The sequence below is a fragment of the Sulfurospirillum tamanense genome (assembly GCF_016937535.1).
Taxonomy (GTDB): Bacteria; Campylobacterota; Campylobacteria; order Campylobacterales; family Campylobacteraceae; genus Sulfurospirillum_B; species Sulfurospirillum_B tamanense.
This window is the reverse complement of the sequence record NZ_JAFHKK010000029.1, coordinates 1-24410: the sequence shown is the minus strand read 5'-3', so window position 1 is coordinate 24410 and position 24410 is coordinate 1. Positions and strand designations below refer to the sequence as shown.

At 42.6% G+C, this 24410-nt stretch carries 27 protein-coding genes; 22 read left to right on the top strand and 5 right to left on the bottom strand.

What is annotated here, in order from left to right:
* Together JWV37_RS10825 and JWV37_RS12865 are read left to right on the top strand one after the other, a co-directional pair.
* Positions 1-310, top strand: a 310-nt coding sequence (locus JWV37_RS10825; RefSeq protein WP_205459822.1) for a hypothetical protein, incomplete at its 5' end; no start/stop codon positions are given.
* Between the two features lie 17 nt (positions 311-327).
* Positions 328-450, top strand: a complete 123-nt coding sequence (locus JWV37_RS12865) for a hypothetical protein (protein ID WP_275898383.1) — start codon at positions 328-330, stop codon at positions 448-450.
* A gap of 27 nt (positions 451-477) precedes the next feature.
* Here JWV37_RS12865 and JWV37_RS10820 read toward each other — a convergent pair whose 3' ends face one another.
* The 5 genes from JWV37_RS10820 to JWV37_RS10800 all read right to left on the bottom strand — a co-directional run bounded on the left by JWV37_RS10820 (position 478) and on the right by JWV37_RS10800 (position 6138).
* Positions 478-771, bottom strand: coding sequence for a hypothetical protein (locus tag JWV37_RS10820; RefSeq protein ID WP_205459821.1), 294 nt, complete (start codon positions 769-771; stop codon positions 478-480).
* 12 nt (positions 772-783) lie between these two features.
* Complete coding sequence (locus JWV37_RS10815) at positions 784-1017, bottom strand: hypothetical protein (protein WP_205459820.1); 234 nt, start codon at positions 1015-1017, stop codon at positions 784-786.
* Positions 1004-1705 (bottom strand): AAA family ATPase, encoded by a 702-nt coding sequence (locus JWV37_RS10810; protein ID WP_205459819.1) that lies wholly within the window; start codon positions 1703-1705, stop codon positions 1004-1006. The genes JWV37_RS10815 and JWV37_RS10810 overlap by 14 nt, the downstream gene beginning before the upstream one ends.
* A 191-nt stretch (positions 1706-1896) precedes the next feature.
* Positions 1897-3183, bottom strand: a complete 1287-nt coding sequence (locus JWV37_RS10805) for a replication initiation protein (RefSeq protein ID WP_205459818.1) — start codon at positions 3181-3183, stop codon at positions 1897-1899.
* 360 nt (positions 3184-3543) lie between these two features.
* Positions 3544-6138: a relaxase/mobilization nuclease domain-containing protein gene (locus JWV37_RS10800; RefSeq protein ID WP_205459817.1), complete on the bottom strand. Its 2595-nt coding sequence runs from the start codon at positions 6136-6138 to the stop codon at positions 3544-3546.
* 294 nt (positions 6139-6432) lie between these two features.
* Between JWV37_RS10800 and JWV37_RS10795 the strand changes: the two genes are divergently transcribed.
* The 20 genes from JWV37_RS10795 to JWV37_RS10705 form a co-directional block, all read left to right on the top strand.
* Positions 6433-6642: a TrbC/VirB2 family protein gene (locus tag JWV37_RS10795; RefSeq protein WP_205459816.1), complete on the top strand. Its 210-nt coding sequence runs from the start codon at positions 6433-6435 to the stop codon at positions 6640-6642.
* A 5-nt stretch (positions 6643-6647) separates the two neighbouring features.
* Positions 6648-6890, top strand: a complete 243-nt coding sequence (locus tag JWV37_RS10790; protein WP_205459815.1) for a hypothetical protein — start codon at positions 6648-6650, stop codon at positions 6888-6890.
* Positions 6874-9150, top strand: a complete 2277-nt coding sequence (locus JWV37_RS10785; protein WP_205459814.1) for a VirB4 family type IV secretion/conjugal transfer ATPase — start codon at positions 6874-6876, stop codon at positions 9148-9150. The genes JWV37_RS10790 and JWV37_RS10785 overlap by 17 nt, the downstream gene beginning before the upstream one ends.
* The gene (locus JWV37_RS10780; protein WP_205459813.1) at positions 9147-10166 is read left to right on the top strand and encodes a type IV secretion system protein; all 1020 of its coding nucleotides are present in this window, start codon (positions 9147-9149) and stop codon (positions 10164-10166) included. The genes JWV37_RS10785 and JWV37_RS10780 overlap by 4 nt, the downstream gene beginning before the upstream one ends.
* Positions 10167-10177: 11 nt before the next feature.
* Positions 10178-10303, top strand: coding sequence for a hypothetical protein (locus JWV37_RS12860; RefSeq protein ID WP_275898382.1), 126 nt, complete (start codon positions 10178-10180; stop codon positions 10301-10303).
* On the top strand, positions 10296-10955 hold the full coding sequence (locus JWV37_RS10775) for a VirB8 family type IV secretion system protein (RefSeq protein WP_205459812.1): 660 nt from the start codon (positions 10296-10298) through the stop codon (positions 10953-10955). The genes JWV37_RS12860 and JWV37_RS10775 overlap by 8 nt, the downstream gene beginning before the upstream one ends.
* The gene (locus JWV37_RS10770; protein WP_205459811.1) at positions 10952-11899 is read left to right on the top strand and encodes a TrbG/VirB9 family P-type conjugative transfer protein; all 948 of its coding nucleotides are present in this window, start codon (positions 10952-10954) and stop codon (positions 11897-11899) included. Before JWV37_RS10775 ends, JWV37_RS10770 begins: the two co-directional genes overlap by 4 nt.
* 256 nt (positions 11900-12155) lie before the next feature.
* Complete coding sequence (gene iscB, locus JWV37_RS10765; protein WP_205459810.1) at positions 12156-13433, top strand: RNA-guided endonuclease IscB; 1278 nt, start codon at positions 12156-12158, stop codon at positions 13431-13433.
* Between the two features lie 66 nt (positions 13434-13499).
* Entirely contained in the window at positions 13500-14600 is a 1101-nt protein-coding gene (locus JWV37_RS10760) for a TrbI/VirB10 family protein (RefSeq protein ID WP_205459809.1), read from the top strand.
* 14 nt (positions 14601-14614) lie between these two features.
* Positions 14615-16684 carry a hypothetical protein gene (locus JWV37_RS10755; protein WP_205459808.1) on the top strand — a complete coding sequence of 690 codons (2070 nt, stop codon included), beginning with the start codon at positions 14615-14617 and terminating at the stop codon, positions 16682-16684.
* A 57-nt stretch (positions 16685-16741) separates the two neighbouring features.
* Entirely contained in the window at positions 16742-16933 is a 192-nt protein-coding gene (locus JWV37_RS10750) for a hypothetical protein (protein WP_205459807.1), read from the top strand.
* Positions 16911-17837 carry an ATPase, T2SS/T4P/T4SS family gene (locus JWV37_RS10745; RefSeq protein WP_205459806.1) on the top strand — a complete coding sequence of 309 codons (927 nt, stop codon included), beginning with the start codon at positions 16911-16913 and terminating at the stop codon, positions 17835-17837. The genes JWV37_RS10750 and JWV37_RS10745 overlap by 23 nt, the downstream gene beginning before the upstream one ends.
* Entirely contained in the window at positions 17837-18223 is a 387-nt protein-coding gene (locus tag JWV37_RS10740) for a hypothetical protein (RefSeq protein ID WP_205459805.1), read from the top strand. Before JWV37_RS10745 ends, JWV37_RS10740 begins: the two co-directional genes overlap by 1 nt.
* Positions 18220-19890, top strand: coding sequence for a type IV secretory system conjugative DNA transfer family protein (locus JWV37_RS10735; RefSeq protein ID WP_205459804.1), 1671 nt, complete (start codon positions 18220-18222; stop codon positions 19888-19890). Before JWV37_RS10740 ends, JWV37_RS10735 begins: the two co-directional genes overlap by 4 nt.
* On the top strand, positions 19890-20039 hold the full coding sequence (locus JWV37_RS10730) for a hypothetical protein (RefSeq protein WP_205459803.1): 150 nt from the start codon (positions 19890-19892) through the stop codon (positions 20037-20039). Before JWV37_RS10735 ends, JWV37_RS10730 begins: the two co-directional genes overlap by 1 nt.
* Positions 20032-21072 carry an ArdC family protein gene (locus JWV37_RS10725; RefSeq protein WP_205459802.1) on the top strand — a complete coding sequence of 347 codons (1041 nt, stop codon included), beginning with the start codon at positions 20032-20034 and terminating at the stop codon, positions 21070-21072. Before JWV37_RS10730 ends, JWV37_RS10725 begins: the two co-directional genes overlap by 8 nt.
* Positions 21073-21085: 13 nt before the next feature.
* Positions 21086-21442 carry a single-stranded DNA-binding protein gene (locus tag JWV37_RS10720; protein WP_205459801.1) on the top strand — a complete coding sequence of 119 codons (357 nt, stop codon included), beginning with the start codon at positions 21086-21088 and terminating at the stop codon, positions 21440-21442.
* Positions 21417-23231: a toprim domain-containing protein gene (locus tag JWV37_RS10715; protein WP_205459800.1), complete on the top strand. Its 1815-nt coding sequence runs from the start codon at positions 21417-21419 to the stop codon at positions 23229-23231. Before JWV37_RS10720 ends, JWV37_RS10715 begins: the two co-directional genes overlap by 26 nt.
* A 38-nt stretch (positions 23232-23269) precedes the next feature.
* A complete protein-coding gene (locus JWV37_RS10710) occupies positions 23270-23419 on the top strand; it encodes a hypothetical protein (RefSeq protein ID WP_205459799.1) in 150 nt (49 codons plus the stop codon).
* A gap of 52 nt (positions 23420-23471) precedes the next feature.
* Positions 23472-24410: hypothetical protein (locus JWV37_RS10705; RefSeq protein ID WP_205459798.1), on the top strand; the 939-nt coding region annotated here is incomplete at its 3' end.

Below are 24410 nucleotides of genomic sequence, written 5' to 3'. Positions count from 1 at the left end.
AGATTATATCATCGTGGCCAAAACGAAAAAGGATGCCTTGGAAGCTTATCGGTCTTTGGGCTACCTAAATTATGAAAAAAAAGACATGAGAGAGATAGCATTGAAAGAGATAAACATTCTCTCATTAGAACTTATACCTCGAAACATGGAGTATGGCTTTTGTAATTGTTTTTCATTTTCTTTGAATGTGCAACTAGAAACGCCTATTGCCTATAAAGATATTATTATTCCCGAAGCAGAAGCGACCTACAAAGCACTTATTAAACTCTTTAAAGAACAAAACAAAGAGTTTTTAAAAAACCACTTTTAGGAAGGAGGTGATAAAAAATGAGCTTTACATGTAAGAAAGAAATGTGGAAGCACCTGAGCAGTTTAGCGGCCAACTCAGGCGCAGTGACAATAAAAGAGTTTTTGCATTTTGTCAAAGCGTATTATACGCAAAAAAGTTGACATACAGGTTAGGGATTTTCCCTAACCTTATTTTTTTCTCCATGCAAGTACAAGCCTAGTAAAAAGATTATCGTCATAGAAAACATACGACTCAACTCCATCACCAACTTTTAAAATAAGTTCAAAAGTATTTGAGCTATCTTTTCGCACTTGGCGCACCTGTACAATATCATCCACATCAAATGCTATACGAGTCACAGAGCCATTTTGCAATTTTGAGCCATGCGATATTTCCATTACTGCTATGTCATTTTCAATAAAAAAAGAATTACCAAACGCCAACCCCGCAGCCAAACACAAACTAAAAACAATTTTCTTCAAACCTTACTCCTTTTAAGAACTTTGACTCATATAGCCATCGCGCAAAAGCTTTTCGCGCACCGCCATTACCGCAAAACTTGAAAATTTTAAGCCATGCTCATCAAGAGCATTGACGATTTCAGGCGGGATTTTGTAAACCATGCGGTTTATTAATATGCCTCGTTCTTTTTTCCCAGTTGCACCCTTGAGCGCAGCACCCTCTTTGATTGCCTCCATCGCTTCACGCGAATCTTTAATTTTTGCCATGAATTTCCTTTACAAGTTGTTTAATTTCTTTAGCCGCATTAAGCGCGGACTTGTCTTTCTTTTTGCGGTTTTTGTTGATTTGCGCTTCAAATTCTACCACGGACATGCCTTGGCCGTATGCAACCTCGTAAGCAGAACGTGAGCGCAGCACTGTTTGCATTACATGTAAAAACCCTTGGCCGCTTTCTTGAATGTAGTCCAAGATGGGTTTTCCTATATCGTTCTTTCGGCTCTCATGAATGCGGTTCAAAAGAATATGCACTTTAAAACTCTCTTGGTACTCTTTTTGTATCCGCTCAAGCACGGGTAAAAAACTGGAAAAACCATGAATTTCAATCTCATTGTCTTTAAGCGGAACAATGAGAAAATCGGCTCCCGTCATAGCAATACGATTTAGATCTTTATCAAACCCACCCGTATCAATCAAAAGATTTTCGTTGTCGTCAAGGTTGTTGATTAGATCTATTAATTCTTTCTCTTCTTTGCCCTGGGACAAAGAAAGAATTTCAGGACGTGCTTTCTTTGACATTTTCTCAAAGCGTATTTCAAAAAACAGCCTCGTCATTTGTTTTGGGTCAATGTCAAGTATCTTCAAAGGTTTTGACTCTTTCAAGAGTTCTACCGCCAAATTGGTTGCAGTAGTAGTCTTGCCAGTGCCTCCTTTATCGTGGGCGAGCACAATTACCATCCTTTCCCTCCCTTTTTAGCTTTCTTGACATTATAATATCTTTTCAATATTTTTTCAATACCTAAAGACTATCTTTCAAATATTTACCTCTCTTTTCTCTTTTAGAGGGCCAAGAGAGCCGCCTAGCGGCGGCCAGACTAGGAAACGCCCTTACGGGCTTTTTCTTGCCCCACTCGCTTCCCATGAGCAAGCTAACTGGTGTTGAGCTTTTGGGTTTCCTTTTCCTCACGCTTCCACATGGGAAGCGACCCAAAAGGAAACTGGCTACCGCCAAGGTTCTGTGCCAATGTAAAACATATAAGACCGTAATTAACAGGTTTGAAAAAGCGAAGAGAGAGGAAAAATTCTCTTAGGTGTTGCTTTGATGTGCAAAGCAATGTACGTTCCATTACATCTTTGTACTTTGCAACCGTCTGGCGGCTCAAATTAGCCTCTTTGGAAAGGGAGGAAAGGGAAATGGTCATTTTTTTGGCTTGGAGGGTTTTAAGGGCTATTTCGAGCCTTGTTTTTGTTTTTTCCATGCGCACTTTGTTTGTATAGCCAGCGCCTTTGCGCTGCTTTACATGTAAAGGCAAACTCTCCTTGAGGTTCATGCGCCTTTGGGTCTCGTCCTTGAGGGGATTTTTGACAAAAATAGAATTGGCTTGTTTGTATTTCCACACGCTCTTTGCGATGTTGTCTATTTCGCTAGGAGGAAGAGGGTCTTGGGTGTATTTGTTTAGGGTGTCCAAATATTCCTCGAGTTGGCCATAGCTCACGCCATGTTTTTTTGCAAAAAGCATGGCTGCTTGAAAAAGTACCGACTTGCGAAAGCCATTTGGGACAACTGGGCCAGACTCTTGCGCGAGAGCACGCAAGAGTCGGACAAGGTAAAATTTGATTTTTCCCGTGTTCTCTTCGGCCAACGATTTTGCAGTGGTGGCCGTTGCGCCCTGGGCGAAAGTGCGAATGCGGTCTAGGACGTTTTTTGAGGATTTTGGATTGACCAGTTCGCCATGCTCTGCCACCAGTTCGTCTAGGGTGTAGCTGTTTGGATTGTAGATATGTTCGTGCTTTAAGGGGTTTCGCCAAATGCCGCGCATACGCGCAGCGTTGGGGTCGGAGCCAAGAAGTTTGGAGAGCGCAGCGTGTACATACGCAAGACGTTGGTTTGCGCTTGTTTGTTCTGCAAGCACTCCGTAAGAGAGCGCGTAAGCAACGTGGAAACCTTTTGTGGTTTTGCAAATGTAGGTTGGTTTGGGGAGCAAAAGGTAATGTTCGATGTATCCCGCGTATTGCTCAAGCTCACGGATGCCATTAGGGGGAATGTCGATGTCGTACACGAGCCACGAAATACGCTCAGGGGAATTGAACTCGATAAAACTGTAACGGCTCAACGCAATTTTGGTGCGAATAGGCTTGGAGGTTACGGCCTTGCGTTGTGCAGCGCGTATAAAAATTGGGGCATTGTGGATAAGTGCCGTTTCGAGGTTAGTCACACATCAGTGGTGCCTTTCTACTCGAAACCAATGAAAGGGAGGAAGAGGGGTATCCTCGTAAATTACTGTTCTCATTCGTTTGTGCCTCAGTAAAATTTGATAGTCTTTCTACCAAATCTGAATACCAAAAATGCAAATTACCAGTTTGAAATTTTTAGTATCCAAAAACTATCTTGGGGAATTGTAGCAAATTTTTAAGCAAAAAAAAAGCCCGCTCCCTGACCTGGGCACAAACTAACGGGTCAGAGACGGGCTTTTTAATTTTCAAACTGGTATGGTCATTATTGTACCTTTTTCTTTTGAAAAAAACAAGGAAATACATGTAAAAACCCTTGAAAAAAGGGAGAAAATACAAAATAGTTACCGTGAAATTCCCTGAGCCCTTTCCTCCCTTTTGATTGCTCTTTCTAAAACGATATTTTTAGCACGCATTTCTTTGGTCAACGCCTCCTCGATGGCAGGCATTTTTACAGATGGAGCCATTTTTTCAAAAGGTTCAAACTCTATTTTTTCAAAGCCTTTTTGATTCAAAAAACCATGTTTTTTCAAATAGCTTTTTGAAATTGGTTCTTTTTCCTCCGATAAAGATAAAAAGTGCAAATAGGCTTCAATTTTTTTTGCTTGTATTCCCGAAATTTCAAGTTTTGGTATGGTTTCCTTCATTAAATTGACAAGCTCATGGGTATATGGTGTGCCCTCTATCGTTATGGGAATTTTTTTGATTGTTTTTTCCTTTGGAGCTAGAATCTTAACAAGATGTTCATCAAGAAATTTTATATCATTTTCAAATATTGGGGTAATAGATTCTGTCTTTTTTAAAATATTTTCCAAATTATCAATTCTTAATTTTTTTCTTTCCAGTTCTTTTGGCATCGGTTCATTTTCTTTAGCTATGTTTTCCCACTTTTCTCTTTGTATTTCAAATTTAGGTATAAGTTCTTCAAGTTGTTTTTCAGCATATTTTCCCAAAAGTTGTCGACTTGGAGAACACACATTATTTACTTCAATCCATTCAAAAAGTTCTTGATTTGAGCGTTTTTCCATATCGCTTGGTTTTTCCATGCCGTGCTCATCTGCAATTTTTTGTACAAATTTTTCAATTCCCTCTCTTACTATTTTGTCGTATTCTTCTTTGTATTTTTTCAAAAATTCGCCTAAACCGTCTGTGCTCATGAGTTCAGGCTTATCCTCGAGCTTGAGCCGTTTTACAATTTTTTGCGCTCTAATTAAATTTTGGTGATATTTATATCTTGGATTATATTTGTCCACAAATTCTTTTACAGACATTAGCTCAAGCCATCCCTCAAGCTTGAGTTCTTTGGCCATACGCGCAGCATATTTTTCAAGCTCTTCTTGCCGCTTGGCAATATAGGCGGGTCGGTGCTCTAGCAAGAACGCATCAATGCTTTGGCTATTGTCAAATTCGATGTCTAATTTTTTGGAAATCTTTTGAGCCTCAATCTCTTTTTCAAGTTCCAAAGAATGTTTGACCTGTGGATTGAAACGCTCGTGCATAATTTTGGCTTCGCTTTGCAAAAAGGCTAAAGCTTTTTTAATTTCCTCCCTTTCGGTTTGTTTGGTTTCAGTCTGCAATTTGTCTTTTAAAAAGGCGATGGTGTTCTTGTTTCGGAGATAGCGTTTTTCCATTGCACTCAACACAAAATCATGATTTTTTACAAGACGTTCCATGTGGGTTTCGTCTTGTAAAATTTCGGTCATGGCCATGCGTTCATCCAACTGGCGCAAATGTTTCATGAGAGCAAAGGCGTTAGTTTTTTTAACCATTTTTTCCAAATCGCTTTCTTCTTTGTTGAGTGTTTCATCCAACTGGCGCGTATAGTTCAGCTTGGTAAAATCAAGAGAGCGATGAAGCGAAGCGAGGGCTTGACGTTGTTTGCGCGTAAGAAGTTTTTTTTGTTGTGGCATTTCAAGGTACTCAAGCATTTTTATTTTTTGGGCAAGCTCACTGGGCTTGATTTTTTCAACTGCTTCTTTGGAAATTTTTAGGAGCAAGCTTTGTTCTTCCTCCCTTTTTGCAAAAAATTCTTGTTTGCGTTTGAGTGTGTTTAGCGTGGTTGCTGCTTTTTGTATACTGTATTGGTCGGAGCCTTTTAAAAGGGAGAAAGAAAGAGCAGCAGAGCTTTTTATCTCTTGGAGAGTTTGTACTATCTTTGTGCCAACCTCGTTTTGTTTTTGGCCTAGTCGTGCAACACTTCTTTGAGATTCGCGCACAAATTCTTTAAACAAATAATTCTCTTTATTGACCTTTTGAAAATACTCCGCGAGCAAAGCAAGTTCCAAATTCCTATCAACTTTAAAGCGGTTTTCGTAGGAAAACTCTTTATTGTAGTAGTTCAAATTTTCTTTAAAATCTTCCCGAAGCTGTGTAAAAAAATCCTTGCATTCTTTACGAGATTTGAATGTAAGTTTTTTACCTGTGATAGTGCTGCGCTTATTTAAAATTACATGCACGTGTGGCCTGTTTTGGTGAGTGTGTACAACCATCGCGTAGCGGTACTCGTACAAATTTATTTTTAAAACATCGCGTACGCTTTGCTCTAATGCTTCAAGATTTTTCTGATTGACTTCCTCGTCTATGGAAAAAACCAAATGCAATGCTTCTTTTGGAACACGACCAGTCTCAGGATTTTTGGCAACTGAAAAGTTTTGTTTCCAGTCTTTGTAAATCTCGTCAATGGTTTTCTTTTCTCCCTTTTCATCTTCAAGTTCGAGCGTATCAGCACCGCGCGCCACGTATTCCAAAACTTTTTTTGTGCCAATATTGTTAAGACCTTGACCAATGGTTTTTATCACGACTTGCTTAAAAATTTTTCGCGGACTCGTGGAATACTTTGCCAATCCACCCCCTCCCTTTTTTGGGAAATAGTTTTTGGGTTTGGGAGTCCTAGAGTTAAGGAGTTCAAATTCTTTTTCAAGTTTTTCTATGGCTGTCATTTCAACATCATAGTAAAACAGAAATTCGCTTTACAAGGCAGGATAACTCTATTTACCGTAGTAAATAGTGAAGTAAACCGCTAAATGATGGTATTTGAGAGCTATTTTTTTACGCCAAAATCTTCTAAAACTTAAAGTTTCCATAAGTAACATAATTTTCTTTTGTATTTTCTGTTACGTTTATTCACAGATTTTAAAAAACTCGCACGTAAAACTTAAAAACCCTTGACAATGTTTTTTTTTTTTTTTGTATAAGTTAAAGGTAAGAATTTAACATAAACAAAAGGAGTTATCGTGGAAGCTTTCACAAGAGCTATTTCAAATATTCATGCTTTGCTGACTGACGTAATTATTGCCGGAATCGCGGGACTGCTCATTGCAGCTTGCGGTTTTGTAATTGCGTTTGGAGACAGTGAAAAAGGGAAGAAGTGGGGTTGGGGTATCGTTTTTGGAATATCCCTTGTGTACGGAAGTGTCAGTATTGCAAATTTTATTTGGAACTAGCTAAGATGAAAACAGCAAATATTCGAGAGCTTTCCAAAAAGGAAAAAATTAAAGGACTCACCCGCACTGCGTGGGTCTTTTCTTTAATTATTAGCGGAGCAGTGTATCCTTACATCGTTTTTAAGTCTATCTTCGTAGCGGTTGGACTTATCATCTTTTTCTTCATTTTAGAATTTTTTGATGACGATATTTTGGATATATTGGCGGCGCGGTACAAGCAAAGAAGTCCCAATGAATTTGTGGCATAGGCTGCTTGAAAGTTCTCGCGGCATTCTTCACAACATGTCCGAAGAGACCAACATCATTGGAAAGTTTGACGAGCATATTATCCTCACCAAAGATGGAAACCTCTCAACTCTCCTACAGCTTCAAGGTGTCTCTTACTCGTCCTATTCCCTAGACGAACAAGAGAGATTTTTAAACACGCGCAATACTTTTTTCAAATCCATTCCACCGACTTTTTCCATTAGCGTTTTTCAAAAACGTCAACCTATTTCTTTCTCAAGTAGCACAGACCTTACCAACCTGTACGCCAAAGAGATTATGGAAAAGTGGGAAGCAGACCGTGAAGTGTTTGAAACAAAATACTATGTGTGTTTGACAACCAAAGCCAACTCTTTGGCGACCAAGTTAGAAAAGAAACGTGCGAGCCTTACCAGTTCAAAACAAGTCGTTTCAAATTTTGACTACCTCAAAAACCAAACCGAAGAGGTGGTTAAAGAGATTAAATCCAATCTCAAAGAGTATGGAGTATATCAACTCAAAGCGGATGAAGCACTCTCTTTTTTTGCTTCATATGCCAACATGGAAGAGACGACGGTGGGCTTAAAAAGTGGCTTATTGCAAGACCACTACATAAGTGCCAACGTCTCGTTTAAAAAAGACTACATCAAGCACGAGGGAGCAAAAGAAACCTACACGCGGTTTCTCTCCGTCAAAGCATATGATACCGAGCAAATCAATTCAGACTTGACCAAAAACCTCTTGTCTATTCGCAAATCGTTGATGGTATGCGAACAGCTACAAAACATTTCTAAGGATAAAGCACTCTCTAAAATCAAAGACAAAATACGCTTATCCAACGACATCGTGCAAGGTGAGCTTTCAGCCTTGTATCAACTTGTCGAGAGCGACAGGGAGACAATGGTGTACTACTCTCTCTCCGTCATGGTGAATGCTTCAAGCCTAGGAGAGCTTGAGCAACTTTGCATTGACATCAAACAGCTTTTTGGACGATACGGGATTGTGGCAGTGATTGAAAACATCAACCTCAAACCCTTGTATTTTTCTTTTTTTCCCGCAAAAGACCGTCTCAATTCACGCAAGCGCATCATCACTTCCATGAACGTTTCGACGTTGAACTTCTTTGAAAAGGATGTAGTCGGCTTTGAAAAAAACTCTTGGGGCCATGCGCCTTTAAGTGTTTTTCAAACACCAACGGGCGCGCTGCACTTTTTCAACTTGCACCATAGCCCAAGCCAAAACGCCCTTGGCCACACCATTATCATTGCCGAAGCGGGAAGCGGAAAAACCACTTTTGTTTCTTTCTTGATGGCATGTATGGAAAAGTACGGCATTTTACGTTTGGGCCTTGATAAGCTCAAAGGCATGTACTGCATGTGCAATTATCTTGATGGCAAATATGGCGACATGGATACCATGCAGCTCAACCCGTTCTCTCTCAAACCTGATGCGGAGAACATGGCGTTTTTAGAAAACTTCCTTTTTCGTATGGGAGAAATCAAAGACACCGACCACGCAGAAATTCAAGCAGTGCGTGACACCCTAGAGCAGCTTTACGGCATGAATGCCACGGCCACATTGACCGACTTTATTGAGTCCTTGCCAAAGCTTGAGGGACTGGCTCAAAGATACCTACGATACCAAGACAGCATTTTCGACAACGAACAATGCCTCCTTGATTTTCAAAACACCATGAACGTCTTGGGTATGGATACCATTCTCAAAGACCAAAAGCTTTCAGGGCTTACGGCATTTTATGTATTCCACAAGCTCAAGCGCATAGCCGAAGAAAAGCAAAAAGGGTTCTTTGTGTTCATCGATGAACTCAAAGACTACATCAACAATCAAGAAATGAGCAAACTCATTCTTGAGCGGATTTTAGAAGCACGAAAATCAAACGGTGTCATGACGGTTGCTGTGCAAAACATTGACTTTTTTGTCAATCTTGAAAACCGCGATAGCTTTCTTGATGGCTTTGCTCACTACATTATCTTTCCTACCAAATCCCAAGAGTCTCTTAAAAAGCTCAAAGAGCAGTTGGCCCTCAATGAGGCAGAGCTAGAGTTTTTACGCTCAACCGACCCCAAAAAACACCATGTGCTTTTTAAGAACCGAAAGAGCCAAGAGAGCATTGTGTTGGATATTTCCTTGAAACGACTAGGTGAGCACTTGGGAGTATTTGACTCATCCATCCAATCAGTGCAGCGAATGCAGCACCTTATTGAGGAAAATCCACAAACGTGGAGAAAGGAGTTTTTGGGATGATTAGTTTATTTAGTGGAGCAAACGCAATACTTGAAACAACCACAACATACGTACAAGAGGGAATGTACAGAGGGGCGCAGTTGATTTATGACAACGCTTTTTTTACCAGTGCGCTTACTTTGAGTATCATCATTTTTGGTGTGATGTTTTCCTTTCGTAAGTTTCAAAGCGAAGAAGCAGTCTATCAAGTGGTGTGGACATTGTTGGTTTTTTCTTTTGTAAAAACCATGTTGCTAAGTACAAATTCCTATGACTTTTTTGTAGAGATTTTAAGAATACCGTCCAAAGTGTTCACCGAAGCTGTAAGTCAAGTGTGGCAAGCAGCTGGCGTGCAAAAAACCATGAAAGAAATTCTTGATTCCATACAAACATCAAATGTTAATCTCTTGGAAATGGTCAGAGCAGAGGGAGGCATTAGGAACTGGTTTCCTTTTTTTATATCAACAGTAATTTGGCTAGTGGGAACGTTCTTGATGGTGACAATAATCATGATGTTGCTTGTTTCTGCTTTTTTGGCCGAACTGGTTTTAAGCCTTGCTCCCCTTATTCTTCCCGCACTTGTTTTTTCAAAAACCCAAGGGGTGTTTTTTCAATGGATGCGCCTCTATATTTCCCTCTCCCTTTATGCCCCGTTCACGTTGTTGTTTGGTGTTGTTTTAATCCAAGTCAACAAGCTTATTCAACAGGGCGTTGTGGCGTTAAGGAAAGAGGGCTTTGCAGAGAACACCGAGTTTATTCTAGTCGTTATCGTTGTTCAGCTCATCGTTATCCTTGGTATCTATCGCATACCCAACATCATCAACCAAATCATTGGAAGCTCCAACGAAGGAAGCAGTCTTAGCGGAAGCGTCGGCACTGCAAGCGCGGGAGTGACTATGCTCATGGGTGCATCCAAACTCTCAGGTGTAAACCTAGCGGGTAAGGGTGTTGAAAAGGGAATGGACGGAATAGTCAAAAAACTTAGTGGTGGCGCAGCTATTGAGCCGCGTCCTCGCGTTACTGTTTCACCTCATTAAAGGAGTTTTGCATGAAATGGGTACTTACATTAATAGTTGTTGCACTTTTTAGCGGTTGTGCAGCCAAGAACGAACAATACAAAGACTTCAAACGCTCACCGTGCGCGTGTGTTGAAAAGGCAGTGGGCCATGCTTGAAAATGTAAGAGAGAACCTAAGTGTCTATCTTCTTGAAAAGAAGATGATAAACGTGCTTTTTTGGCTCAACATTGTGCAGTTTGCCGTAATCGTTGTATTGGTGGTGGGTATTTTCTCCCTTTTTCCTTTAAAAGAGAGAGTGCCTTTTTTAGTGCAGTTTTCCAACGCGGCACAAAACTTTGCGACTATCACACAAGCAAACAAAGACATGACCAACGCAGAGGCGTTGCGTATTGGGCTTGTTTCTTCCTATGTAGATATGCGCGAAACAAAAAATAACATTGATGACCAACGCCGTTACGAGGCAGTACGCGCGCAAAGCGCACCCACTGTTTGGCGAGATTTTGAGGCCATCTTCAAACAAAAGGATGGTATCTATCAAAAAAAAGAGGACTACACAAGAGAGGTGCGTATCGTCAACGTCTCTTTTATTCCTCGCACCAACATCGCACAGGTGGACTTTCAGGCTACCGTTAAACGCGAGGGCCGTATTCTTGACGTTTCAAACTTTAGGGCTGTTTTGTACTTCCAGTACACCGACAAACTCAAAATCAAGTTTGATGAAATTACCTCTAATCCTATCGGGTTTCAAGTCACCAATTACAGCCTTTCCAAAATCGAAGCATGGACAGCGGGAGGAGAAGAGCAATGAGAAAACTACTCTTAAGTGCGGTGCTTTGCGGGTTTGCCTTGGCCAACTCTAGTGTGTTTGTAGATGAACCTACAAATCAAACGCCCCAGGGCGACATCACCCCACCCATTGTAGAAATGATAGACCTTAACGCTTTGCAAAAAAGCTTCTTTGTTGGGCGCAACGGCAACGAGAACAACATCCTAAACATCAAGTTTGAGATTGGCAATACCTACCGTGTGCGTACACGGTACGCCATGACTACGTTGATTGTTTTACACAATGACACCATCGCCCACTATGCGCTTGGAGATGAAACAGGCTTTGACATCAAGTCTCTTGGTGTCAACAAATATGATCTATCTAACATGGTCTTAGTCAAGCCCATGCAGATAGGCATTGACACCTCTTTGACCATCATCGGTGAGAGTGGCAATATCTACTCTTTTTATCTTTTTTCCACCGACCACACCAATGCACAAAACCCAAATCTTGTGGTTTTTGTGAGCGAAGAGAGCGAACGCCTTGAACGGTTGCGTGTTCGCAACCTTGAAAAAGAAGCCTTTGAAAAAGCAGCGGAAGAGGAGCGCAAAGCCAAAGCAGCGCAAGCGCAAGCTTTGGAAGATGAGGCCCGTTATCTTACTATCGGCGAGGGCATTAATGCACTCAAAATTGACCGCCGCGAAATCCAAAGAGTCTTTGAACAAAAGGGCGAAAAGAGCCTCTTGGCCGATGATATTTTTCGCGATAACAAGTTTACGTACTTCAAATACGATGCAAAAGATGCCAAGCGGAAGTTTCCCGTGATTTACCGCGTGGTGGACGGGTACGACAATCCCGTAAACTCTCGTGTTGTGGGAGACTACATCATTGCCGAAACCGTGGCCGATAAGTTTACCTTACGCATTGGTGAACTCTACGCTTGCGTGAGGGCAAAACAGTCAGCTACCCCACCTAAACCCTAACAGGTTATAGATGGGGCTTGGTTGTCCAGACTCAGTTTATCTAGCTCCTAAAGTTAGATTCAACTACGATAGATACGTTATCACACCTTAAGATGCTTCTCCAGTCTTAAGCTCTGTGCAGGCTCTGTAAGTTGGGTTAAAGCCCTGTCAACCTGAACGAAAGTCGGTTTAACCGAAAAGCGTACCTATCATTGTCGAGGAGAGATGCAAAAATGCACGTTACCGCAGAAATGCGAGATTACCGAAAGGACATTAGATGGTATTTGTACTATCCAAGAATAAAAAACCTCTAGCTCCGACATCTAATGCCAATGCTAGAGTATTGCTAAAAAAAGGTAAGGCCGTGGTTCACTCCTTGTATCCTTTTGTCATTAGACTCAAGGAATACAAAGAGGCAACTCAATGCTTTGAAATCAAACTAGACCCAGGTGCAACCACCACAGGCGTTGCTATTGTAAATCAAGAAAAAGCACTCTTTTTCTTTGAATTGATTCATAGAGGGGCGAGCATTAAGCGCTCTCTTGATAAACGAAGAGGCATTAGACGCGCACGTCGTCAGCGCAACACAAGGTACAGAGCCCCTAGATTCTTAAACAGGACAAGACCACAAGGGTGGTTAGCCCCTAGTGTAAAATCAAGGGCGGATAATGTGATCAACTTTGTTAAAAAGTATCAGCACTTTATCCCCTTGTCTAAGGCCACGATTGAACGTGTATCGTTTGACAATAGCTCAATGGCACAGGGCCAAACACTTTATGGCGTGGAGTATCAACAAGGAGCCTTGTATCAAAGCAAACTTAGAGACTTCATCTTTGCTAAACATGGCAACACCTGTGTCTATTGCAATGGAGCATCTGGGGATAAAAAGGTGGAGGTAGAACACATTATTTCCAAATCCAAAGGCGGCACTAACTCCACACACAACCTTGCACTCTCTTGTAGAACATGTAATGTTAAAAAAGGAACGTTATCGCTCAAGGCGTTTGGACGGGTGATGCAGAAAGACTATTCTCATCTTGAGCCCAAAGCAACACCTAAACACGCAGCTATTGTTCAAAGTGCAAGAAATTACACGATTGAATCTATTGCAGAACTCATGAAGGTTGAAACAGGGGAAGGATGGGAAACCTCTTTCAATAGAAATCAAAGAGCGCTACCCAAAGAGCATTACTATGATGCCCTATGTGTTGGAAGCAAAAGCGATTATGCGATTGCAACAAGCGAAGTGTTGGAGGTTAAGGCGCAAGGAAGAGGTTCACGCCAAATGTGTCGTATGGATAGATTTGGCTTTCCAAGAACAAAAGCTAAAGAAAGTAAAACAGTTAAAGGTTTCCAGACGGGGGATATTGTTAAAGCAGTAGTCCCTAGTGGTTTAAAAAAAGGGAAACACCTTGGAAGAGTGGCGATACGTGAGAACGGCTATTTTAACATCACAACCAAAGATAGCACTGTTCAGGGCATCAGCCACAGGCATTGCAAAATTATACAAAAAGGAGACGGTTATGGCTACGAACACAAAACAATTAGCGCTTGAGATGGCTCCCCTATTCCTCCCCGCCCAAATTGGAGATTATGGACGGGGTATCCTTGGGGGTGGCAGATGAAAGAGAACTTGCGGATATTTGCCATCGTGATGGGTGTTATCATCCTTGTGCTTGTGGTACTTTTGTATTTTTCGGGTGCGTTTGAGGATGAGGGCGCACCCATCAACAATGAAATGGTTTTGACTGATGGGACAAAGTTTCCTATCGAGGCGTATGTGTTTCAAAGCAAAAAAGCACAAGTGAGCGAAGAAAATTTGTTTGCCAAAGAGGAGGAAAAACCAAAAGAAGAGACAGAGGACACATTGGCTCGGTTGCGTGAAGCAATCCAAACAGAAAGATACACGCCTGATATTTTTCCAAACAAAGAAGATGAGTTGGCCAAAGAGCGTGAGCGTGAACGCAACCGCCTCTTGGCCATGCGCCTTGCTCCGATCAGCGGCGAAACTCCAAAGAACACATGGCAAAAAAAGCCTGAGCCAAAAACAGACTTTGGCGATAGCCAGTTTGACAATCTTAAAAAACAAGACAAAGCATCAAGTGAAACCAAGCTTTACCGCGCTATCACCGCAGATCGCATGATACCCGCAGTGCTTATCAACGCCATCTACTCTACCCTTGAGGGCAAAGTTACGGCACAGATTGAGGATGATATTTACTCGTCCCTGGGCAAAACCCTTTTAATACCAAAAGGGTCTCGCGCCATTGGTTTTTACACCAACAACAACCGCATTGGAGAAAACCGTTTGCGTCTCACGTGGCAGCGTATCATCACGCCACACGGCAGAAACATTATGCTCACCAATGCCCAAAGTGCGGACATTTTAGGCAATAGCGGCATCGTGGGCATCGTCGATAATCGCTACTGGGACAGATACGGAATGCCTCTAGCCCTCTCTACCCTTACCAATAGCGTGTTACTGCTCATTTCTCAATCGCAAAACGAGAACAACACCAACACCCAAATCATCCTCGATAATAGCCGTCAAGACCTCGGCTACATCATGAAAAACATCATTGACGAGCAAGTAAAAATCGCTCCGATTATCGAGGTTCAAGCGGGTTCACGTATCTTTATTAACCCAACGCAAGACCTTTGGTTTCCCGAACCCAAAGGGAATGAAATCATTGTGCAATATTTTGACAAAGAAAAAAACTAACAAAGGAGTCAAGGATGAAAAAGTTTTTACTTTTACTTTTCGTGGTTTCCTCCCTTTTATTTGGAGAGGATGACAGCTTAAACGTGCGACCAACGCAAGACGTGCGTTTTACCAATGGCTTTGGCACTATTTTTGCCAAGCCCATGCTAAACGATAAAAACTTGCAAGAAAAAATCACCTTGCAAGGCCAATTCAACGTTGACCATCAAAACAATGTTGAAATTGTTTTTGACAAAGTGCAATATCAAGGCAAGCTCTATACCCTTAACAGTGCTTTTGTAAAAAAAAGCCGCCTGAGAGATAGAAACGCGGTACTCACTCGTGAAAGCGACTTTGTGGTGGTAGGTGGAAACCGTGACGAGCTTTTAAATGTCTTAAACCTAGAAGCCGAACCTACCGATGAAAAAGACGTGAACGACAAACTAGCAGAAGCGGGTTATGGTGGGGGCTCCACCAATAACTACTCTTCCCCAAGTGGTAGCGGGTTTACACCCACCTACACCACAGACTCAAAAGACGGCGATAATGGTTCATCATGGCAACCCACTAATGATGCCACCATGATTGTAGATTGTCCCGCTGCAACCTTGGTGGATGGACTTGCTACTTACTACGCCCAACAAGGCACCGTGTGCGTAAAACAAACTTCTAACTCCGTCTATGAAAAATACGATACCCGTTCATGCCGAAACAAGATTGACTACAAAAACAATCAAATCAGTCTTGGCTATGAAATGTACGTCACCACACCCGAAGGTCAGGACATCATGGTGCAACGATGCCAATACGAAGAACCTATTGAGTTGCGAAGTGAAGTAGGCTCATGCAAAGCCACCGCCGACTTTGCAAACGATGTGGCCATCGTCTCAAAACAGTTTTATTACACCCACGAAAATCAGCGAGTCAACGTTGGCCAGTGTGTACCCACAGACATCACCGTCCCCCTTGAGCGCGACATGAACGCTTGCACCTATGACCGCCACGACTTTGTAGCGGGTTTCTCTTACCCACAAGCGCAATATTTCTACCGCTATGAAAACGTCAAGCGCAATATTGGCGAATGTGTCGATGCCACAGGCTTTGCCTATGAACACTACATGGATGACACTACGTGCGATTGGGAAGTGGTGGATGGGCGTGTCTTTTACCGCCAACGGGTAGCTTATCAAGATTTACTTGGCGTGAAACGCTTTGCGACTGATTGCCAAACAACAAGCTCAGGCGGCATGGAAGTACATGAAGAGTTTGCAGGATACAACTTTTATGATGTGTCTAAGCAAGCCATCCGAAAAATCAACACTTATTTTTACGTGCCTGGAACAACACAAAAAGTCTTCGTTGACCAAAACGTAGAAACGGCCAAAGCGTACCCCTACATTGAGCAACAATGTGGGATTGAGAACGACGATGAAGCACTTCAAACCCACTTCTCAAAACGCACCATCATCAACGACACCGACGAGGACAAAGAGGTAGAAGTTTCTCCGTGCCAAGTTCACCAAACCATGCCGTATCAAAAACTCTCTACCACAGAGGTTTTGGTGCAAACCCTCACCAATCAACTCATTGAGCCAACAGGCACAGGGTACAAAATCTTGGGTACAGACAAAGCGTTGACAGGGCAACCCAACTGGACGAGAAATACGGCGACATATACATCAGCGATACAAAATGTACCGCGTTGGTATGCCACCTATGGACAGCTTGTAGAACAAACCAAGAATATCTGCACTGGCGGAACTCTAATAAGTGGGAAAATCGGCGACTTTAGTTATAGCTATAGATATTTTCCCTATACGGGAACATGGGATGGGTGGTGGCAACAAATTACATCATGCAATGTAATTTTTTCTTCTTCTCCCGTCATGGTTCAAGCCACCGCTATCAATATTCAAAACCTCATTGCTCAAGATGGCGAAGATTCACACCCACACACCCAATGGCGTTGGCAATTCTCCCTCAAAAACGGCTATGCCGACAACCAACTCATTGAGGTGGTTGAAGCCCAACAAGACTACGTGCGTGGCGATGGAACCACCTACACCCAACCCAACAGCGGCACACTTTCTTATATTGCAAAATAGCTTTACATGTAAACCCAGTTTTTACTGGGTTTACCACACCAACACAAAAGGGAAACAATGGATATTCAAGATGAAATCAAAGCGCTTGGGAGGAAAAACACTCTCATTAAGCGCATTAAAGCAGCGGAAAAGATTGTCAAGGCAAAAAAGACCATCTACGAAAAAGAGCAGCGCAAACTAGACAAGCTCATTAGCGAATACAACGCCATTGGTAAGGAGGAAGCTCATGCACCAAACCAAACTGCTTAAAAGTGTCCTTGAACTCTTTGAGGAATACTTTAAAAGTGGAGCCAATGAAATTGCCATCCAAAAAGAAAAGCAACTCTTTCTTGACATGAATGGTGAATGGATTGAAAAACACGATGAGCGCTTGACCTATTTGGCCCTTGAGACGTTTTGTGTACAGTTGGCCAACTCACGCGAAACCCAATTTGGCGTGAAAAATCCCTCTCTCTCCACGTCCATTCCCGGCACAAATTACCGTGTGCAAGCGATGCACCACAGTGTCCTTGCCAACCAACGAGTGCAAATCAATATCCGTATTCCCTCCACCAAAATCTTCTCTATTGAAGATTTTTACCTAGACCCTACTCTTGGCTATTCCTACCAAGACATGCTCGAATGGGTAAAACAGCGCAAAAACATTCTTATCAGCGGTGGCACTGGCACAGGAAAAACCTCGCTGCTCAATACTCTTTTGCAAGAAATTGACCATAAAGAGCGGATTGTAACGATTCAAGACAGTCCAGAGCTTACCATTCCTCACCCTAACAAAACAGAGATTTTAGTATCCAAAAATGACGATGCCAATTTTTCTTACATTGATGGTGTTAATGCTTCTATGCGCCTCTCCCCAGGGCGACTTATTTTAGGAGAGCTTGACACGCGCAACACCTTACCGTTCTTGCGGCTCAACAACACAGGACACAGCGGCTCAATCTCTACCATCCACGCCAACACGCCATTGTTGGCCATTAAAGCCATCACCATCAACGCCACGTTTCACTACCAAGTCAATGACAAAGTGTTGCACGATTATATTCATGGTGGGCTTGATTACATCGTGCAAATCTCTTATGACCGCGCCAAAAAACGGCGCATTATTAGCGCGGTTGAAGATTTGAAAAAGAGCCTTTTGGCAAAGAGCGCGTGATGGCAAAAAAACAAGAACAGCGAAGTATCCGTTTTGAACTCATTTTAGAGGAAGAGACGTACAAGAAATTGGCCCAACAAGCCAAAAAGTCCAACAAAACCAAGGCGAAGTTTCTCCGTGACCTCATTGAAAAACGCTACGGCAACAAAAAGCTTGGGGAGATTGAGCGGATTTACCTACTCAACACCCAAATCGTCCTCGATATTTCTCGCGTAACGGGAAATATCAATCAGATTGCCTATCAGCTCAATAAAAATGAGGTGAAGTTTGACTCCATCAATAGCGAGTGGGAATTTTATGAACTGGCCGAAGAGCTTATTAAAAAAGTCAAAGAGGCAATGGCAGAACTCAAACCCATCAACAAACAACTAAAGGCGTTGCTATGATTAACAAACTCATACTTCTTTTAGTCAGTCTCATTTTATTTGTGCCGATATTTTATGTGGCCACATGCTACTACATGGGACTTGATTATCTCAAGAGCTTTCATATCCTAGAGACTATTTGGAACGGACTCCAAGAGGGGCGAAAGTTTAGAAAAGAGATATGGCTAGCACTCGCATGGGCCAGTCTCCTCCCCGCTTTCTCCCTTTTTCTCATCTTCCAATCTCGCTTTTCTACTGCTTACGGAAAGGCGCGTTTGGCTAGAGTTAGCGACATAAAAAAGATGGGATTGAACCTCAAGAAGGGATTTATTCTTGCACGGTTCAAAGGCAAACCGCTATGTTTCGATAACGGACTTAGTGCGCTTATTGTTGCCGCTCCTGGCACGGGTAAAACTTCTTCTATTGCCGTTCCAAATCTTTTGAGCATCCCCACTAGCTGCATCGTGCTTGACATCAAAGCAGAGCTTGAAGCCCTCACCGCAGACTATCGTGAAAAGGTACTCAAGAACAAGGTCTTTGTTTTTGACCCTTTTGGCTCAAAAAACACCTTCTACTTTAACCCCTTTGCCAAAGAGATTTTGGCTCCTTTAAATTTTGATGAGCGCATTACGCTTGTCAAACAACTGGCGACTATCCTTTTTCCCACAAAAGGCAAGGGTGATGATGGCGGCCACTGGAAAGACAGCGCACGCGACCTTTTCATTTTCTTTGCAATGTATGACATCCAAAAGAATGATGAGACATTTTTGTGTGAAATCAACCGCTACCCCAAAAAGTCCGCAGAAGAGCTATTAAACGATGATTTTTTAAATCAGCTTGTGGACTTACAAGCCGAGGGTGTTTTAGTAGATGAGCTTAACTTCTTCTTTAAGCAAGCTTCCGAAGATACAACCCTTGACCCACTCATTCGTGACCAAGCACGAAGCCTTAGCCGTGTTCACTATAAAGAAATGAAGAGTGTTATCACTACGTTTTCCCGTGCGCTTGACGTGTTTAGCGATTATCGCATTATGAATGTGACCTCTAAAATGAGTTTTCCGTATGGGGATTTACGCAAAGAAAACATTACGCTCTATGTTGTTGTCAAAGAAAAAGACATAGAGACACTTGCGCCTCTCATTCGTATTTTTTACGAAGCTATCGGAAAAAATCTCCTCGATAAAGAAAACAACAACCCGCTTGAGCGGATTTATTTTATCAACGATGAGTTTACCCGCTTTGGAAAATTGGAGTTTTTGTTGGAACTTCCAACGCTCTCAAGGAGTTACAACATTCCTGGTATCTACATCACGCAAACCGAGGCACAAATTGAGAAATACTACTCCAAAGAGGACTTGCGCATCATCAGCGGAAGTGTGGCGTACCGTGCATATTTTGCAATCAATGACAACGAAACAGCCAAACGTGTTGCGGAAGAAATCGGGGACTTTACCCGCGAAAAAGTGAGCGAAAGCACCCAAGCTTCGAGTTTTTTTGGCTCAAAAAATCGTAGTCAAGAGGGATATAAACTCCTCACCTCTCAAGACCTTATGAACCTAAAAAAGGATGAGATACTTATCCTTGCCCTTGGAGGGCGTAAAACGCCCATTAAGGCCAAGGCAAACTACTATTTTAAAGACCGAAAACTTAGAAACATCATCAAAAAATACGGACGAAAGGAGACCTAATGCCAGAGGTAATAAGAAGTGCTGTAGCCATAGATCTAAGCACCTTTGAATTTGACATGTTTTTACTCTCTCAAGAGCTTGAGAACGAGGAGGACATCGGAGAGCAATCACCCCAAGAGCAAGAGCAAAAGGGAGGGGAGGATGAGTAAGAGTTTTGAGCAGTACGAAAAGTACATTGAGCAAATCGCGGAGCATTTCTATAAAGCCATCCAAGAAAATAACGTGCCGTGGGAACGAGAATGGACAGCGCGCGAACTTCAAGAGGGTGCAGCGCACAATCCAATCACAAAAACCGTCTATCAAGGGATGAATACTCTCTCCCTTGATACACTCAAGCTAGAAAAAGGCTACGCTTCCAATGCGTGGCTAACCTACAAACAAGCCAAAGACCTTGGGGCGCACGTGCGAAAAGGAGAAAAAAGCGCAGCTATCTCTTTTTTCAAATTTGACATCAAAACCGAAGAGCAGACCGTAAAAGACAATGAGGGAAAGGAGCGCGTGGAGGAAAAAGAGGTGCGCCGTCCCATCTTCAAACAAAGCTACGTTTTTAACATTGACCAAATTGATGGACTAAGCCAAGAGCAACGCAAAGAACTCATGGGCATAATCAAAGATGAAATCTTGCCAACCAAGCAGTTTGCAACTCACGAACAATGCGAAAAAATACTCCAAAATTCAGGCATTTCCATTCGCCACATTCCTGGAGAAAAAGCATACTACTCTCCAACCCAAGACGAAATCACCTTGCCCGAAAAAGTGCAGTTTAAAAACGAGGGCGCGTACTACTCCACAGCGTTGCATGAGCTTGGCCATGCCACAGGACATGAAAGCAGACTTGACCGCAAGTTTGGCCATGACCGCAGAGAGCAAGAATACGCCAAAGAAGAATTACGTGCGGAAATTTACTCTTACCTCCAAGCCAAAGAGCTAGGTATCGCGTTCAATCTACAAAACCACGAAAGCTATGTCAAATCGTGGGCGCGCAACCTTGAAAACCAAAAAGAGCAAATCGTGGAAGCGGTAAAAGATGCCGTCAAGATAGTTTCATACGTCAAAGAAAACTACATGGAGCGCAGCCAAGAGCGCACCAAGGAGTTGACCTTGGAACAGAAAAAGGAGCTTGCCATCAAGGGCCAAGCAAGAGCAATGGCGGCACATGCTGCCAAATCCATTTCAAGATAAGGAGAAAAAACACATGGACTTTAACACCATTACCATCACGGGCAACGTCACCGCAGATGCCAAACTCCGAAAAATCGGAGACAACAAACACGCCCTTAACTTTGCCATTGTGTGCAACATGGGCACACGCCCCAATGGCCAGCCCGACTCCCTATACACGGACTGCACCATCTATGATAATTTCGCCCTGGCTATGGAGAAATACATCAAGCGAGGACGTGGCGTTGTGGTTATGGGAACCCTAAAACAAAACCAGTTCACAGACAAAACAGGCACAAAGCAAATTCACCATTACGTGAGCGTGACTAACCTCAAGCTCACTGGCAAAAAAGAGGATGGTAAAGATGAAAGCACAGAACATCATGCCTAATCATCGGGAACTTCACGAGGGTTTACAACAAACCCTCCTTGGGCTTGAGCAAGAGTTTCATGCTAAAATTGAGCATGTACCTAGCGCATTTATCGTGACCGTAAACGAGCGCACTTTAAAAATAAACTATATGGAGGAACAAAGCAATGCAAATTATTTGGATGGACGACTTCGAGGAATACTCAAGACAATTCAATCTCAAAATGCAGAACTTGAAAAGCAAGGGGCACAAATTAGCGAAGAACAACGAAAGAGCAGCGCAGTTGTTGGAAGAGCTAGAACTCTCAACGTCGAAAGAGCAGCGCGAGAGCCTGATGGAAGAACTAGAGAGCTTGGTGGAGAGGATAGAGAGCTTAAGCGCGACAATCGACAAACACAAAGCGCAACTACTTACTTAAACTACCCACAAATTCCCATGAACGAGCTTTTGCAAAAGCTTGGGTACGAGGTCAAAAGGGAGAAGAGCAGCGCAAACCACATGACCATGACCAACGGTGTGGATACCGTTGTCATAAGCCGTGGCCACAAAGATGGAAACTACCTCTACTATAACGTCAATGAGACAGGAGACAGGGGCACTATCTTCAATTTTTGCCGCAACCGCGACATCGACATTCACGAACTGGTCAATCGCACCAACGTTCAAGAGTCACAGCATAAAATCGGATTAACACATCAAGGGTATTCACCACGCACGGCACAAAAATACAACGAATTGCAGCCGTATAATCAAAGTGGCCTGAACTCCCTTGAAACCATCCGAAAAATAGCCAAGGAAGTTACAGACCGTTTTTCCTCTATCAAAACAGACCACCACCGCAATGTAATTTTTCCGAGCTACACAATGGAAGCAGTGAGCATTGAGGGAGAGGAACAACGAAAGTTTATCACGATTTCGGGCATGAACAAAAAACTCCTTGAAAAACCCCTCACCCACGACAAAGAGGGCGTGGCCTACAAAGAGCCAGTGAACTCTTTGGAGGAGGGAAAGAAAGGTATCTCTATCCTCATCGCCGATGGCGTGAGCGAGAAGGATATTAAGACCGTTATTGTCGGCGAAAACAGCATTGACAACCTAAGTTATGCCGAAATGAAAGGGTTGGATTTATCGTCCTCCCTTTTTATTTCATTCAATGGAAATATGCGTGAAGATGGAAAAACCACTTTCTTAAATGTTGTTTCGCGCCTTGAAAATGTTGAAAATGTTGTCAAGGTTTTTGATAACGACCCACAGGGAAGAGAGTTTGATAAACAAGTTAAAGACATTTTTGCAGTCAATGCCTTGGCAAATCATTTTGAAAAGGTCTTAGAAAGTGGATTAAATATAGAAGAAGCTAAAACCTCACTTTTAAAGAATGATGCGGACCAGCTTTACTTACCAAGTGTTCAAGAGGCGGTAACGGATATGGAACATTATAATAAACTTGTACAAACAGCCATTAGGAACCATGAAACCGAAGCCTTTGTTAAGAAAGAATTTCCTGATTTAGATTTTAAGGTGGATAAATCCGAACTCAAAGACTGGAACGAGGACTTGAAAGCCCATAAAACACTCAACAACGGAAAGCTTTTTGAGAACGGTCTCTCCCTCAAGGAGAACATCGCCAGTGAGCTTGAAAAGAAAATCAATCTCTACCACTCTTACCCTGATGTTCCCCCTGAGCGCAAGAGCAAGTTGTACAACAACATTGAACAACTGGCCAAGTGGTCAACGCCTACGCGCAAACAGAGTGAGCAGCTAGAGCGTGTGCGGGAAAAACAACAAGGGCTTGAAAGAGGCGGGAGATAGTCATGTGTAAATTAGCCGAAATCCAACAACTCATAAAAATGCGAGAGGTTGAATATCATCAACTCAAGCAACAAGACAACTGGCAGAAAAGCCTCATTGAACTTCTACAGGTTGAACTCATGCTTTTACATGTAGAGCGAGTTAAGATTGAAAAGGGAAGAAAAGTTAGCTTAATTGATATTATTTAAATATCTTTTAAATGCTTTTTAGCTATTATATAAATATTTTTAGGAGGAACACATGAGAACAAAAAAGACGGTTGCAACCTTGGCGTTGCTTGTCTTGTTAAAGACCAATGGCTTTGCGTTTTTTGGCGGCGCGGGAGGCATCGTGTCCGACCCCACCTCATACACCTACTACGCCCAACAGATAAAGGCCATGAATGACTCCATCAAAACAGCCCTTGACCAACTCGACCAGTTAAACAAGGTAAACGATGCGATGAACGAAGCCAACAAACTCATCTTTGAAAGCGGCGAACGGATTTATAATCCGACCAAAAGTATCCAAAACATCCTAAACAACCTCCAAAACACAGAAAAACGGTTTGAGTCGCTTATGAATCGCGCTTCAAACCTTGGGATGGAGCGTTTTTTCAAGGAGTACCACAACGTCAACGAACCACTCAAAGACGAGGAATATGTTGAATTTCAAGAACGCTTCAGAAAGCTCTTTGGGAACAACGACGATGCAACCTACCAAAAACTCCAAAAGGACGTAATGCGCTCTATCGAGAGCGGAAATTATGAGGCGTATCGTGTCGCCTCTCAAAACCTATCCAATTACCTGACGCTCAAGGGCATTGAGCGTGAGCAGTTGCGCCGCGCTGCATTGCTTGCACCCACAGAGCTGCACAATGAGTATTTTTTAAACGCAGATGCAGTGGAACGCAGAAAGCAAAAAGAGCAGACCGTAAAAGACCTAATCCGTCAAACTCAAGAAGAAAAAGACCTGCTAAAGCAAACGCAAACCACCAATCAGATTATGTTAGAATTATTGGAAATCGCCCAGGGCCAATACGAAATGCAAATGCAGTTTTTCAATGCGGTCTCACTTGCGCTTTTGAGTGACCGAGAGGGCCACAAAGAAATGGATGCCAAAACCATTGAAAAGAAAAAAAACCAGTTTGCCAACACGTCGGGGCAAGTGGTAGATGTAGGGGATGAGGACATAAAAAAG